The organism is Klebsiella sp. GN_Kp190 (genome assembly GCF_040061795.1).
In the GTDB taxonomy this organism is placed as follows: domain Bacteria; phylum Pseudomonadota; class Gammaproteobacteria; order Enterobacterales; family Enterobacteriaceae; genus Klebsiella; species Klebsiella michiganensis.
This window is the reverse complement of record NZ_JBEAFN010000016.1, coordinates 1-14,537: the sequence shown is the minus strand read 5'-3', so window position 1 is coordinate 14,537 and position 14,537 is coordinate 1. Positions and strand designations below refer to the sequence as shown.

The following is a 14,537-nucleotide window of genomic DNA, read 5'->3' as shown; positions in this document are numbered from 1 at the left end:
GATTCGTGGGGCGCGGCTAAAGAGATAAAGGTTGTTGGGCGGAAATATTAAGAAAAGATTAAGTTTTTCTGTTTCTTACCCCCTCAGTATTGCGTTTTCTTACACACAAAAATAACACCCGCTGGCGCCGGGCGAACATCAATCGAGCTTATGGATATTGCCATCAGGGTAAATTTTGCGATCGGCCTTACAATTGAGCTGTTAAATAAGGTAATGGAAAGGCATTTCATCAAATGAACTCGCCATTCTCCTGAATTTAAAATGGAACCAGGCCTATGTAGCCAGAAAGCTATCTCCGCTATGTCCTTGACGTCATTGCTGACTGGCGGGATTACCACTTAGCATTTCATACAGCGAGGGGGTGTTGTGTCCCTGTGGCATTAGTCCTCCTTCAGCGGCTGTAATGCCAGGTGGTTATTTCCGGCTTCCAGAATACGGGGTTTATCCGGATCGAGATCTTCACGTCTGAGAACCTGCTTCCAGGTGTTGTTGACCATATCCGGATGGCGGAACAATCCGGCCACCGCGACAAACTGCGCGCCTTCTTCCATTGGCATATCAAGATTCGCATCCCCACCCGGCTTTATCACCACATCGCGGGTCGCCAGCAGGTCGGCTTTCAGGATCGTGTCGCCGTTCTTGAGGAGTTGCTGATAAACCGTTTTGTCGAAGGTTTTGCGGTCTTTCAACTGGTAGACACGAACCACCACCGGCTCGGAGAGTGAGTTACTCTCGCGGGAATCCGTATTCAGTGCTTCACGGGCTGTAAAATCCAGATGCAGCACCTTAATCTTCTTATAAAACACCGCCGTATACACCGATTTGGTGCCATCCGTAATACTCTGCGTCACCCCACAGCCCACCAGGCTGAACGCCAGTAGAGCAGGTAGCCAGCACGCGGGCTTAATCAAATTTGTACTTAGCACGTCGATTTCCTTGTTGTGGTTTCGCAGGCGCCAGCCCGGTGTAGTAACCCAGTTCTGTCGTAAAGGTCAGCGGGAGATCGTCCGCAAACGCCCCCTCCTCCGCTCCCAGCACGCCGTTCATGCCGAGCCAGAAAGGTTCTTCGCCGAGCGGCGGGACGGCCAGCAGTTGGGTCCGGGTGGTCAGGGTGATCCTGGCCTTAAAACGCCAGCCGAGATAAACACGCAGCATCACCAGAAAATCCTGATACAGCAGACCATCCGGTTTCCAGCCCTGCGCTTCCTGTTCGTTATCCGTCCTGAGCGCAACCAGCAGCTGACTGCCCGCATCCATCGCTTCTTCCCCCAGCGGCGTATTGCCGTCCAGCAGAAAATCGTCATCGCCGTAAAAACCCAGCGGCTGGCCGATCTCCACCGGCCGCAGGCAGTACGGACTTACCTGCACCGTAGTATCCGGGGCCAGCAGTCTCACCAGCGCCTGCATCCCCTCCTGGGTTTTGCCGGGTTGGCGCAGCACACCGAGCAGCGCCAGAAAGCGGGATACCGGTGTGGCGATGTGGTTTGCGGTTCCCGGTATGCCCAGCCCCACCAGACCCAGCAGCGACTGCGAAATGCAGTCAGTTCCCCCTGCCTCAAACGTGGCCGGATAAGAGTATTTCCGCCAGATGCGGTAAAACTGCGTCAGGATACGGTGGCTGAAAATATCCAGAAAGCCCTGCAGCGCGTCATGCCCTTCACGGCACTGAGTGATGTCATCGAGATAGGCTGTCGGCAGGGGTGAGTCGACACCGTACATCCCCATAAAGGTTGTGCGGATGCGAGGTGGCCTGCTGTCATCATCCTTGTCATATTCGACGGCTTTCAGTTCGCTGCCCGGAAACCCCATCCCCGGATGCGGCGCAAACCGCACCGGGTCATCAGCAGGGTGGCTGGTTGACCCCATCAGCGGCCTGTCCGGATTACGCTTCTCCAGAAGCTGACAGAAGCGATAAAAATTCATGCGGTGCAGGTCGGCTACGAGCCGCGGGCTCAGCCAGGAATGCGGCGGTTGTGCTTCTCTTCCCATTCCAGGCGCTCTCCGGTCGGTTGCAGAATAATAATCAGGCGGTTAAACAGATAGATGTCGGTGTAAAGCGCGAAGAAGCGACTCAGCATCTCGCCGAACAGGCAGATGTCGCCGCGACCGGCAAAGCCGTGGCTGTCAAGGGTCACCTCAATCTGCACGCCGCGTACCAGGTAGCCCTGCTCAAATCGCCCGGTCTCACTGTGCTTCACGTCAATAATGGCTTCCAGGCGACGGCGGTTCATCTCGCTGTCGGTCCATTCATACAGCGCCAGGGTGCCGCGCAGCACGTCGGCATTATCCATCATCGACAGAAACCCGCTGCCGAGGTGGCTCAGCACGCGCCAGTGAAAACGGTCCTGTGCCGGGGGATAGCAGGGCAGCGTCGGCGCACACAGGTTACGCACGGCGACGCTGGCCGAGGTGCTTTTCATCACCGTATCCAGCACGGTGCTTTGTAATGCGCGTCGCGGCAGCTGGCCATTGGTACCGGTGAGCGTGAGGGACAGGCTTTCGTTTTCCGGCACCGTGTGATTATCAAAGGCTTCGCCGCCGAGGATAAGCCACGTGTTATACAGTCCTGACGGACCACGGCGCACGCGGGTGTGGTAGTAATACTCCGGCGCTTCATGGCGCATCATGCCGCCTTTGTGGCGGAAACTGGAGAACGGTACATAGGTATACTGGCTTGAGGATATCACCGAATCGACAGCATAAATCTCGGTATGGCCATCCTGCACGCGCATCGGGCGCAGCATGTATTCGGTCTGCAGTGAATTCAGCGTCAGCGGGTCAGATTCCAGCGGAAACAGGTTAATCACCGGCACACAGTTCAGGCGCAGATGTTTTTCGGTAAAGCTGAAGTCATGCTCCCAGCGTTCCGCCAGCACCACGTCGATTTCAAACCACGGAAGCTCAGCCGGAAAGACCGCGGTCTCCAGCCCGCGCAGGCCCGTGAACATGAACTTTTCGCGGAAGGTGAAGTACTCCAGCAAAAGTTGATAACCGCTAAAGCTGCTGCTGTCCTTCGGCCACAGCCCGTCATCATCGCCGAATCCCAGCGCGGTGAAATACCCGTCGAGTGGCTTTCTGTCCGTATCACCCGGCATCCGCAGCCAGAGACGCGCCGTGTTCATGGTAAAGGCTTCATGCATGGCGCAGGCCAGCGGTGCGTCAGCATTGAAGTAGAACGGGATCTGGCTGAGATCGGCACGACTCCAGTCGGCGAGATGGCTACAGTTAAAGCGCAGGTTGATGACCGAACGCCCGTCAGGGTCAGTCGACAGACGGGCATGCTCCAGCGACAGCGGCTGAAGGGTGATTTCTTTGGTGGTGGTGTACCGGCAGCGCGTGCCCTTCTCGCCGATCGGCTGCGAATTGACCTCGAAACCTTTGACGATACGCATCTTCTCTTTCATCTCGCGCCAGTCGGGCGTGAACTCCACCACCGACATCGACGGAATGGTGCGCAGGTATTGCGGCCACAGCAGGCTGACCAGCCCTTCGGTCAGTTCCGGCAGGTCGTCATCGAGTTTCTCGCGAAGACGCCCCATCAGGAAGGCAAAGCCCTCAAACAGGCGCTCCACGTACGGGTCGCGCGCGCCCGCTTTATCGAGATTGAGCATTGCCGCCTGCTCGGGGTGAGCGCGGGCAAACTCTTCGCCGGCTTCCAGCAGGTAGCGCATTTCGGCGTCGTAATAACGCAGGGTTAAGTCGTCCATATTTATTTTTGCTTTATTTCCGTTGGATTCAGAGCACAGCTGCGCCCTGTAGTAACTTCAGCATAAGGTTAAAAAACATAACGATGGCAGATGCTGTCATTAGCCACCATAAGTACGTTGATGCCGGGAAGGGATAAATTTTGCGCCGCAGGGGCAACTGCTGGTGCTATGTAGCGAACCAGCATATTTCCGCCCATTGGCATTATTGTTCGGAATATGTCCCACTATTTTGTACATACCGGCATGTTTTCCGCAGGTCACATTCTCCTGCTCCCGGGCTACAGGGATCCCCATGACGGTATCGGTCGGATCACCTCCAAGGATTTTTCCACCACAAGTGGTCATGTCACCCTTTACCAGATAATAACCTTTCGCCATTTTCCCATCCTGAGTTCATCAATCATTCAACCGCAAAGCACCGCACTGCCTGCCGGATCGAGCGCAATCAGACCGGCCAGAAGCTGGTCCATCTCTGGCTGTAACCGCGTTTTATCGGTTTCACTGCGTGCGGCTTTCATGCGCAGTAGTCTGAGGCGGGACGATTTCACTTCAAACAACAGTGCCGGCACCCACTGCGTGAGGGTTAGCGCCATGCGAAAAGATGCAGTCGCCTGCTCCGGTATTTCCAGCCAACTCTATTGCAGGTACAGACGTTTGAGCATCGCCCGCTGATCAGCCCGCGGCGTATGCCGGAGAGTTTATTGACCTCCTCCCGGATGAGCTGGGAATCATCGTCATATCCCGGCACCTCTTCCCTCGGACGGGTAGCGCTGACCGGGGCGAGCCAGGGCTGCCAGTTTTCCGTGCGTGACTGCGCCTGCTGTCGCAGCAGGTTTTCATCCGCCTGACAGGCAGCAAGCCGATTCTGCAGAGTGCCCATTATTCGGTTCCGTCCATATCACTGTCTTCCGTTTTGGTCATCAGCGCCTGAGCCGTAGCCGCGCTGTCGACGCTGAATATCTGATCCGGCAACGTGAAGCCGCGTAATTCCAGCAGCGCCAGCGGACCTTTTCCGAGCTGTGAGCGCAGCACCCACTGCAGGGTGCGGCCATCCGGTGCGGTGAAACTCATCATCCACTGGCTGCGGTCAAGCTGCTGACGCTTACCCAGGTCAAGCCAGCGAATAAAGCCCCAGGTCCCGCTGTAATCACCAAACAGACGCGCACCGGCATTGACGGTGGTCCATGTCAGCATGGTTCCTGGTTTGTAAGTGTAGCCAGGCCAGCGAATGGACTGCCAGTCAGCCATCTGGTTAAAGTAGTGCAGCTTTTGCCCATCAATGGTCAGCTGCGTTTCCACCACCTGCGGCACAGGGCGCGCCTGCAGCTCAAAGCTGATGCCCTGACTACCATCGGTAAACAGAATGTCCGACAGCTGGCTCAACTGATTAATGGCCCGCAGGAAGGCCGGGTTGAAGCTCAGCCCCTGGCTGTTGACCCTATCCGGCACCCACTGGCTGCCCTCCTTGTGCAGCACACCGCTGAGCTCCGTCGTCAGGAAGCGCTCAATGCGCCCGCTGTCCTTGCGCACAAACTCCGCCAGCATCGGCAGGGAGGCATCACTTTTGCTGGCGGCAAACGGGAAACGACCGTCAAAGGCAGTTTGCCAGTTCGCGACAACCGAGCGGCTCCATTTATCATTCAGGCTGGCTGCCGACGGCTGAAGCACGGTCTCCCAGGCCTGGGTCAGCGGCTGCACAAACATTGTGCTGCCAAATCCGCTCCACTCCTCGCCAAGGCTTGCCGAAATCAGGCTACCGTACTGCCAGGTGTCGGTAAGGTCCACGCTTTTGCCCTGGAACACGGTCTGCGCCAGGGTCTGCATCATCGCCTGCGGGTCAGAAGCGCTGGCCACCTGTTGCAGGCGCAGCCGCACGCGGGTGATACGGGTCAGGTACGTCTGCAGGCTCAGCGTGTTATCCGCCGACATCACGTTGCTGCCTTTGTTTTTGCCCAGCAGTTGAAGCAGCGGGCCAAAGGTTTCATCCAGCGGCCCCTGCGGGCCTGAGGCAGACTGGTCAATCATCGGTTTGTCCTTTCTGCCTACGAGGTCTTTGGCCGATTTGATGATGGCGTCCGAAAGACCTTCGCTTTGCTGGCCGGTCTGTCCCTGCCAGGCGAGCGTATTCATCAGGGCAATCAGCGGCGACTGGCGGACGTCACTCATCAGCGTCAGCTGGTCGGTAACGTCTGCAATATTGTTCGCCGGATTAAGCTGCAGGCTGTTGAGGAAGCTCAGCCAGCTGCCGGCAAAGTCAGTGAAGTAACGTTGTGTCAGACGCGCTTTCAGGGCTTCCGGCGACAGGTCTGAGGAGACGGCTTTTCGGCTGTCGCTGAGCACCCAGTCGATTTCATCCCGGCGGGAGTTCGCCGCCTTTTCGATGGCCTGCTGAATCCCCCGGTCCCAGGCCTGGCGGGTAAACATGCCCGGCACCACCTCCTCGGTGGTAAACAGTCGCCGCGCATCGGTACCGCCAGTCATGTCCTCCAGAGACACATCGGCAAAGTTACGACGCACGGATTTGAGCATGTTCTCATACAGCGTGCTTTCCGCGTTGCGCCGTCCTATCTGCTGCAGCAGGACCTGGCGGCTCTGGCTGATCAGCTGCGCATCCGGCGTGATTACCCACTTTGGCTGCGCAGGCAGTTCGGAAATGTAAAAAGCCCACAAATCCGGCGCCAGGCTCTGCCACAGACCGGTTGAGATACCTGTCCGCGTCGGCTGCACGGTTTTCATGGTCTGTGCGTAGAATGCACCGTCGGCTTTATCCGGCCTGGCCATCATCAGCCAGGCTTTCAACTGGTCGTAGCCCGGTTTCGCCAGCTGTGCCCGCTGGTCGCTGTTGGGTGCAGAGTTTGCCAGCGCACTGAGCTTTTGCTTAAGCGCCTCATTTGCCGGGTCGCGTATCAGGCGGTTGTTGGCCACGCCGTACCAGGGGAGCATCGCGTCGAGCAACTGCTGGTTATGGTCCAGGCCGAAGCGCTGATACCAGGGGGCGCCCTCCTGAGCATTATGCTGCAGACGCCCGGCATCATTACGCAGAGTATGCAGGGCCGTCAGCTGGTTGTCCGATACGGAAGGATGCGCCACCAGGGCATGTGCCTGTTCGGCGACGGAGACTATCTGCTGACGGTTGACCGTAAACGACAGCAGCATTCCCGCCCCCCAGACAACGATGATGGTCATCAGTGTCCAGGCAAGCATCCTCTCCCACGCCATGCCGACACGGCGGCCCCGCACACGGGTGCAGTCGTCAACGATACCCTGCCAGGTCGCCGGCAGGGTCAGGGCATGGCGCTGTAATTCAGGGATATATTGCTCATCATCGGCTGTTCCCCCTGACGTACTGGCGGATGTATTCTCCGGCAGGCTGAACATCAGGCCACGCAGCGGAACGCGCTGCTGAGAGTCGTAGAGCCATGGCAGCAGTTGCTGAGCCCGGCGGACGATACCGCCGTCCTGGAGGTGCTGGCCCAGACGCAGCAGGAAGTCGTGGCTGTTGTCTTCCGCGACCTGACTTACCCCCTGCGCCCGCAGGGCCGGCAGCATCCGCTCCAGCTGGCGGATAATATCGTCTTCTTTTGCGCGCAGGGGAAAGCTTGCCCCGACAGCCTGCTCAGGACGCGTACGCTGCGACCAGTTGCTGTCGCACAGCTGCCACAGCCAGACCGGGGCGGAATAGCGCAGCAGTTCGCTGATTTTTTCCAGTCCGCGTAAATCGCAGTCGCTGATTTGCGGGGTCAGGTTAAGTGACGGGGGCATGACACGGACAATCCCGTCCAGCGGGCGTCCGCGGCGCAGCTTGCGCAATGCGGTGTATTTTTCGCGGTCAGGCTCCGGTGCCAGGCTGCCGCCGTAAATCAGCACGGTGCGGTTGCCTTCGAGCCACTGCTGCTGTTGCAGGCCGGGAACCAGCTGTTCGATAGCGGCTTCATCGCCGGTGATTAACAGCAGGCGGACTTTACGACGCCATAAGAAGCTATAGCGCCGGCGTAAATGAGCTTTTACAGGATCCTTTTTACTGGATTTTTTATAGTTATTACGGACATTAGCTGTGACGGACTTCCCTCCCGCCATACGCTGAAAGCGATACTCTTTTTGATGGAACCACACACCAAAGTTCATCAACATCAGGAATACGGAAAATAAAAACATGCATAAGAACCAAAGGCTCACTTTTTCTTTAGAAGATACCCATCCAAAGATATCCCCATAGTAGTAACATCCTATAAAAGTCAGCACGCCAAAGATAATGAGACAGGAGACAAGGCCAATCACTCTCCATTTTGCCGGGGTATTCAATTTAATGCTCCTTGCTATTATCAAACGGTTTAATGACATTAAAAACGTATTCATCACCAACGCTGGCGACCATTAAAACCGATTCATTATTTTTTTCTGATATGAAAAGCGCCAGAGCGAACACCAACCAAAAATGGGTCTCACATAAATTACCCAATATCAAATTTAAATGCTTTATATCATGTTCCCATTCAACATTCATAGATAAAGAAGAGAGCCTTAATATCTCTGAGACTTCTGAAACATCCTGTATATTCATATTGCTAAAAAGCACTTTTGTCGTTTTAAGCACATCTGGCTGGTAAGTCATCATGTGGATGACTTCTTGTTTGGTTAGATTTTTGTTGCATGCCATCGCTCGCAAAGCCACACCACCATTGTCTTTTTCCGGCGGTTGCTCTTGATGAGTCACCAGCAATATTGAAGCAAATTCCGTTGAGTTAGGGGGATATTTTTCAAAACTCTCAATGTTTGCAGATATTATTATTAATACCCGATTGGATGAAACATTAGATAGTGTATCAAATTCCTGCTCTAATATTTTATTCCAATAATAATAATTACCTAAGCAACTACCATCAAAACCGATTGCAGCCCAACATTCTTTAAATGTAGAGAAAGTAATATAACTACTATCATAGGTAAATACGATATCGAATATACATGATTCTTTCAGTCGTAACAACCTTACCCTGACAGACGCCAACAGTTCATAAATTAGTTGTTCTTCAGTATATAACTCATCGTTATGACCCCGTAGTTTCAATTGCTGATTATTATATATCTCAACAGAATTAGACATTGCTATATCGGTTTGCGATATTACAGAAGGGAGAAACAATTTATAAGCGGAAACATAAAATTTTTGATTTGCCCATTCAGACCAGTGCTCCCTGACTAATGCTGCTTCGCGCTCTCTTGCTTCGAATGCCGACAAACACAAACCATGGTAATAGGCCCTAAAGGAAATAATGAGAGAAAAAGCAAGCGGCACCAAAAAAAACAACAAGGTAAGCAATTTTAATAGCGCATTCTCTTCCGTAGGGGAAGCGATTTTTGCCCCAACCCAACTAACCACCAAAGTCAACAAAATACCTATGAAAGAAAAAAACCAGTTACTCCATTTAATTCCAGGAGCCTTATCGGCTGGAGGGATTATTTGTACGGGCCAATTCATATCATTCTCCACCATTGTTAATGGCACATTTTCTTAAACGAAAACACTTCTTAACATGCCATACTGTCAATTCTGGATTTAATATCTGAGTATAACTGAAGGTCTTTGCTGCGATTACTAAATACGAACTTCTCAAATACTCCATCCTGATAAAATAGTCGCTGTGCGTTCAACACATCAAGCCCGAACTCAATAACATCATTATTGGATGCAGAGAAAGTTGCATAATAATAATTCAGCGCAGGGCGCAATAATTTCATCACCTCGCGCTCACTGAGTTTATGGGGCGCATTCATTTTTCGATATATGCGCAAAACATTATTAATAACTAAAATTCGCTCAATTTCTAATGCATTTTGCTCGGTCAATCCAAGTGAGTGGTTTAATTTTTTTTTGCATTCACCATCACCATTCACTATCTGAGCTATTCCGTCCCCATCGATATAAGACCATGTATTAACATTGCTTAATAGTTGTTGTTTTTGCCATTTATCCAGAATAGGCATTAACAAACCAAATACTGATGGATCGTAATAGCGAAGTAATATATCACCAACTGATTGAATCGACTGTACGGTGGACAAAGCGACCTGTTCAGCAAGCTGTTCCCCAGTTAAATCCGTCGAAATCCATGCACACACGCTGCGTCCTTCCCCGGAATCAAGTTTTTCTGTTTTCAACTCATTCAGTGAATGATAAATACTATTCTTAAACAACTGACCATCTCTCTCACTGAAGGTACTAAGAGGAAAAAGGTAAAGTGGTACAACGCTTTGAAGTTCTCTCTGGTGGAATATAACAGGATAAGATTTATACTCCCTAAGAATATCAGGCAAAAAAAGCTCTGATTGATACTGTTCTAAAGATGCATCTATCAGTAGAAAGCATTGCCCGTTTTTTTCAAAAGCGGCATTGGTAATTTTTTCATTTATATCATAAAAAGATTCACTATCCATAATCAACCCTGCCATAATGATATTAAAAGCACATTGCAATTTATTGGTGTTTATAATGTTTCCCATTTCGCTGAATAATAAATCTCCTCAGCGCCCCCTCATAGAGCATGACACCTACTCTTCCCCATTAAATTTCGCTCAATCATTTTTACAACGTTACTGCCACACATTTGTGCAGATATTTCCGTTTGCGCTAAAAACCAATACTGCAGTCTATTTAATTAGTAGTAAAACCAGCTCTCAAATGAATAAATGAATTCAGCACTAGGGCAGGCAGGTTTATTCTCATCATCCGGGTCATACCACTCCCCTTTATTTTTTAAGTTGTTGCTCACGTTCTTTTGTCAGCTTATTGAGATTTACTATTGAAATATTTTTCACACCCAGCAAATGAAATATCTCCTCAGCCAGTTTGCAGCGTGTTGGCGCACTGGCTTTATAGGCAAAGAATGCAATTAATCCTGAAAGCCCCCCCCCAACAATGCTATAACATACAACCAAAAGTATGTGGTGATAAATGACTCAAGGCTCTTCCAGGTGCCTTCAATCACTTCACTCAGAACTCCCGCAAAAAGCACCGAGAAGAAAAAAATCCCCGTGAGAATAAACATATTTTTAATCCGCCACAGCATATGCGCAATATGCCCCATATCACATTTCGGACATACAGACACTATCCGCTCTTCCGGTAACGCAATGGCATAGACCTCGTAATGATCGTGTTGCCACTCAACAATCATGTCCACCTTATCACCAGCCTGAAGCCGGGTGACACCCACCCAGCCGCGAAATGGCCTGCCATTAATCTCTCCCTGCACATATTCCGCCGAATTATTCGATGATTCGCTCTCAGCCATAATTACAGCCCCGACGCCAGGACTTCCTGCCACTATCGCGGCAGCAGCGGCAGCTCCGCGCTGGCCATCTGATATCTCCGGCAACGTGCTGGTCCGGTAGGCATCTGCATCAAAATATTCCCGAAAATATTCGCTACGGAAAGACTGCAGCCGCCCGCTGATTTTTTCCAGAGGGCCATAAGGCGGCAATACCGGCGGAGGAGGAAGCTCACGCGTCCACGGCCTGCCGTTCATCACCTCAATTTCCTGTTTTGTCCGTAAATCGGCTAATTTTTCTGATTTGATAAACCGGGAACATATTTGCTTCTGCTCTTCTGAATTCATGATATATCCTTTATCGCCGCTTCCAGAGCTTTATTCTGGTCTGCCACGTTGCGGTTGAATGGTGCTGTGCCAAACACGCATTTTTTACACCATATCTGGAGCTCATCGTCCGATATCCAGGTCACAACCACCTGTAACAAAGTTATCGCCACCATGGCTTCCCAGGTCATCAGTACTGCAAGCATTCGGGTCCCTAAAAACTCCAGGCCAAAGCACCTGTGATTTTTCCAGCTATATTTTTAGCTATCGGTTTACTAAACGGTTCCAGCAGAAGACCGAACAATTTTGTGAAAGCCAGCTCATCCACAAATGTTTTCAACCCCATCAGTTAAGAATAAATATTGTAATATATTTAACTAATAGTAAAACCACCACTCCCCCGAATAAATAAACTTAGAAGAAGGGCAGGCCGGTTTATTTTTATCACCCGGATCGTACCATTCCCTCTTCTGCATCATTTTTTTTTCGCGTTTTTGGGTTAATTTATTGAGATTGACTGCTACAAAATTATTCACCCCCAGCAACTGAAATATCTCTTCAGCCAGCTTACAACAAGTGGAAGAGTAGGTTTTATAAGCTGCAATAGCAATCGCTCCAGTAAAAAGAAAAGCCAGCCCTAGCATCATCATGAGAAAAACAAAATATTCTTTCCAAAAATTCAACTGTCCCCAGCCCACCTCATTTAAGGATTTAACAAGGCAAATACATGCAAACATAAAGATGAGTATAGCTGTTAAAATAATCATATTTTTAATCCGCCAAAGCATATGCGCAATATGCCCCATATCACATTTCGGACATATCGAGACTATCCGCTCTTTCGGTAACGCAATGGCATAGACTTCATAATGGTCATGCTGCCACTCAACAACCATGTCCACATTATCGCCAGCCTGAAGTCGGGTGACACCCACCCAACCACGGAACGGCTGACCATTAATCATCCCCTGTACATATTCCGCCGAATCATTTGAAGATTCACTTTCAGCCATCATCACAGCCCCGACGCCAGGACTTCCTGCAACTATCGCTGCACCGGCAGCCGCACCTCGCTGCCCGTCAGTTATCTCCGGCAAAGAGTGAGTTCGGTAGGCATTTGCATCAAAATACTCCCGATAATATTCGCTGCGAAAAGATTCAATTCGGCCATTGATTTTTTCCAGAGGACCATAAGGTGGCAATACCGGCGGAGGGGGAAGCTCCCGCGTCCACGGTCTGCCGTTCATCACCTCAATTTCCTGCCTGGTTCGTAAATTGGCTAATTTTTCTGGCGCAACAAACCGCGAACATATCTGCTGATTTTCAACTGAATTCATGAAATATCCTTTATTGCTGCTTCCAGGGCTTTATTCTGGTCTGTCACACTGCGGTTGAATGGTGCTGTGCCAAACACACATTTCTTACACCACACCTGGAGCTCATCGTCCGATATCCAGGTCACAACCACCTGCAGCAAAGTTATTGCCACCAAGACTTCCCAGGTCATCAGTACTGCAAGTATTCGGATCCCTAAAAGCTCCCAGGCCAAAGCACCTGTAATTTTGCCAGCGATTTTTTTAGCTATCGGTTTACTAAACTGTTCCAGCAGAAGACCGACCGATTTTGTGACAGCCAGCCCATCCACAAATGTTTTCAACCCCATCACACTCATCAGGACAAATCGATTATTCTGAAACTCTTCGTAAGTATTTGCACCATCCGCATATACCGAAAACATCGAAGCTGCCCCACCTGCTGCCGCCCCGACTCCTTTGACCCAGGAAACCGTAAGCTCACGGGCTTCCAGTCCTTTCTCTATTGCCGGTAAAATAACTGACGTCCCCTGACTCACCATCGCCAGCCCGCTGGCCATCAGGCTCGACAGCGGCTTTTTCTCTTCCCTGACCTGTCCGCACAGGTAGATAAAATCCATCGCATTCAGCACCAGCAACAGGCTGTTTATTCCCGCCAGCCGGTATTCAGCCTGACCCTTTTCTGTTGCAAAGTGCTCTGCCAGCCTGCTGCTCATCGTCTGTCTAATCGCGGTGACTTCATTCCGGCTCGCCATAAAACGTCCGCTGCGCCGTATACCTTCCAGCACCGTCTGACGCAACGCCGGGGCATCTTTCAGATACTCATCCACTAACGCGTGAACGGTCTCTGACGGTATCCCCGCCCTTACCATAAATACCAGCCTGAAGGCCGTGGTCGCCAGCTTCTCGCCTGCCTTATCCACCAGCAGAATGCGGCTTACCCTGTCTCCCACCGTGACGATAAACGCATCCGTGCTAAAGAGCTGTACTTCCAGTTTACCGGCATTTTCCCGCAGCCCCTTCACCACCGCGGACAGCGATTTCTGGTAGTACTCCTCCAGTTTTTTCATATTGCTGACCTGCTGCATCAGGGCTGCCTATCGCGGCAACCCGGCGCTGGTGAGCAGCCAGCGGTTCAGGTGGACTCATCAGCACGCTCTCCGGGTATGATGCCGTCACGTTCTGCGCATGCCACTTCCTGACTAACCTGTCATCTGCCCTGATTTGTGCCAGCACATCAGGCTTATCCTTATACCTTTTCTCCAGCGCCTGCAGACGGGTATCCAGATATTCGTCTGTCAGCAACGGACTGTCCATTCTCCGTCTCCGCATCGCGTCCTCCAGAGATTCGGCATTGCCTTCCAGCAGCGTTCTGACGGCGTCGAGGTTTGTTCTGGTGGCGCACTCAAGCTCACGCTCCTGCAGAAACTGCGCCTGGCGCCCCAGCACATCCTGGCTCCAGCCATTTAGCTCATGGACAATCCCCACCGGATCCCAGAGTGGAAGCAGCAGCGGTGTCATTCCCTCACTTCGGTTTTCCATGGCCGTGACCGTCGCGCCTGCCCTGCCACTGCGGTTTTGCGCCCACGGATACAGGCTGGACTGCATTTTCACCACATCATGGCTGACCCGCCAGGGGTTATCCTCCGTCGGCTCCCAGAGTGACGATACCCGGCTGACATTTACCACTTTCGCATCATCCGGACCGGGCAGCAGACCCGAAACAGAAGGCACCTGATAGTCCAGCACCTGATTCAGGCTTGCTGCGGTGACATCGGTCCCTGTTTTTGTGCGCTGAGCCCCCGCCACCGAAGGCATCACTTTCTGCATTCTCGCGATGCGCTCCTCAGGTCTGGTGCGATACCGGTCGAGCGTCTCCTGCTCCCACGGATACTGACTGAACGCAAACCACACATTGCCGC

10 protein-coding genes and 4 pseudogenes are annotated in these 14,537 nt (G+C 51.9%); all 14 read right to left on the bottom strand.

Going from position 1 to position 14,537, the window contains the following annotated elements; genetic code table 11:
* Positions 1-380 precede the first annotated feature (380 nt).
* Entirely contained in the window at positions 381-926 is a 546-nt protein-coding gene (gene tssJ / locus ABLU67_RS12400) for a type VI secretion system lipoprotein TssJ (RefSeq protein WP_047723692.1), read from the bottom strand.
* Positions 904-1,989 carry a type VI secretion system baseplate subunit TssG gene (gene tssG, locus ABLU67_RS12395; RefSeq protein ID WP_348852315.1) on the bottom strand — a complete coding sequence of 362 codons (1,086 nt, stop codon included), beginning with the start codon at positions 1,987-1,989 and terminating at the stop codon, positions 904-906. Before tssG ends, tssJ begins: the two co-directional genes overlap by 23 nt.
* The gene (gene tssF, locus ABLU67_RS12390; RefSeq protein WP_148851291.1) at positions 1,953-3,707 is read right to left on the bottom strand and encodes a type VI secretion system baseplate subunit TssF; all 1,755 of its coding nucleotides are present in this window, start codon (positions 3,705-3,707) and stop codon (positions 1,953-1,955) included. The genes tssG and tssF overlap by 37 nt, the downstream gene beginning before the upstream one ends.
* Positions 3,708-3,833: 126 nt before the next feature.
* A pseudogene (locus tag ABLU67_RS12385) lies at positions 3,834-4,085 on the bottom strand (PAAR domain-containing protein); the annotation flags it as partial.
* Between the two features lie 26 nt (positions 4,086-4,111).
* Positions 4,112-4,297: pseudogene (locus ABLU67_RS12380) on the bottom strand (type VI secretion system protein TssA); the annotation flags it as partial.
* Between the two features lie 80 nt (positions 4,298-4,377).
* Positions 4,378-4,587: pseudogene (locus ABLU67_RS12375) on the bottom strand (type VI secretion system protein TssA); the annotation flags it as partial.
* Positions 4,587-8,048, bottom strand: coding sequence for an ImcF-related family protein (locus ABLU67_RS12370; protein WP_348852314.1), 3,462 nt, complete (start codon positions 8,046-8,048; stop codon positions 4,587-4,589). The gene ABLU67_RS12370 and the pseudogene ABLU67_RS12375, both read right to left, overlap by 1 nt.
* Positions 8,011-9,186, bottom strand: coding sequence for a hypothetical protein (locus ABLU67_RS12365; RefSeq protein ID WP_064375803.1), 1,176 nt, complete (start codon positions 9,184-9,186; stop codon positions 8,011-8,013). The genes ABLU67_RS12370 and ABLU67_RS12365 overlap by 38 nt, the downstream gene beginning before the upstream one ends.
* Before the next feature lie 50 nt (positions 9,187-9,236).
* Entirely contained in the window at positions 9,237-10,142 is a 906-nt protein-coding gene (locus tag ABLU67_RS12360) for a DUF4123 domain-containing protein (RefSeq protein WP_158510894.1), read from the bottom strand.
* Between the two features lie 455 nt (positions 10,143-10,597).
* Positions 10,598-11,323, bottom strand: a complete 726-nt coding sequence (locus tag ABLU67_RS12355; protein ID WP_154918345.1) for a putative type VI secretion system effector — start codon at positions 11,321-11,323, stop codon at positions 10,598-10,600.
* A complete protein-coding gene (locus tag ABLU67_RS12350) occupies positions 11,320-11,508 on the bottom strand; it encodes a hypothetical protein (protein WP_064375894.1) in 189 nt (62 codons plus the stop codon). The genes ABLU67_RS12355 and ABLU67_RS12350 overlap by 4 nt, the downstream gene beginning before the upstream one ends.
* 171 nt (positions 11,509-11,679) lie before the next feature.
* Positions 11,680-12,639, bottom strand: coding sequence for a putative type VI secretion system effector (locus ABLU67_RS12345; protein WP_196096764.1), 960 nt, complete (start codon positions 12,637-12,639; stop codon positions 11,680-11,682).
* Positions 12,636-13,685: a T6SS effector BTH_I2691 family protein gene (locus tag ABLU67_RS12340; RefSeq protein WP_139512708.1), complete on the bottom strand. Its 1,050-nt coding sequence runs from the start codon at positions 13,683-13,685 to the stop codon at positions 12,636-12,638. The genes ABLU67_RS12345 and ABLU67_RS12340 overlap by 4 nt, the downstream gene beginning before the upstream one ends.
* Positions 13,612-14,537: pseudogene (locus ABLU67_RS12335) on the bottom strand (hypothetical protein); the annotation flags it as partial. The gene ABLU67_RS12340 and the pseudogene ABLU67_RS12335, both read right to left, overlap by 74 nt.

Coding starts and splice junctions, on each gene's coding strand:
- tssG (WP_348852315.1), bottom strand. CDS start 1,989: ATGGGAAGAGAAGCACAACCGCCGCATTCCTGGCTGAGCCCGCGGCTC.
- tssF (WP_148851291.1), bottom strand. CDS start 3,707: ATGGACGACTTAACCCTGCGTTATTACGACGCCGAAATGCGCTACCTG.
- ABLU67_RS12370 (WP_348852314.1), bottom strand. CDS start 8,048: ATGTCATTAAACCGTTTGATAATAGCAAGGAGCATTAAATTGAATACC.
- ABLU67_RS12365 (WP_064375803.1), bottom strand. CDS start 9,186: ATGAATTGGCCCGTACAAATAATCCCTCCAGCCGATAAGGCTCCTGGA.
- ABLU67_RS12360 (WP_158510894.1), bottom strand. CDS start 10,142: ATGGATAGTGAATCTTTTTATGATATAAATGAAAAAATTACCAATGCC.
- ABLU67_RS12355 (WP_154918345.1), bottom strand. CDS start 11,323: ATGAATTCAGAAGAGCAGAAGCAAATATGTTCCCGGTTTATCAAATCA.
- ABLU67_RS12350 (WP_064375894.1), bottom strand. CDS start 11,508: ATGCTTGCAGTACTGATGACCTGGGAAGCCATGGTGGCGATAACTTTG.
- ABLU67_RS12345 (WP_196096764.1), bottom strand. CDS start 12,639: ATGAATTCAGTTGAAAATCAGCAGATATGTTCGCGGTTTGTTGCGCCA.
- ABLU67_RS12340 (WP_139512708.1), bottom strand. CDS start 13,685: ATGAAAAAACTGGAGGAGTACTACCAGAAATCGCTGTCCGCGGTGGTG.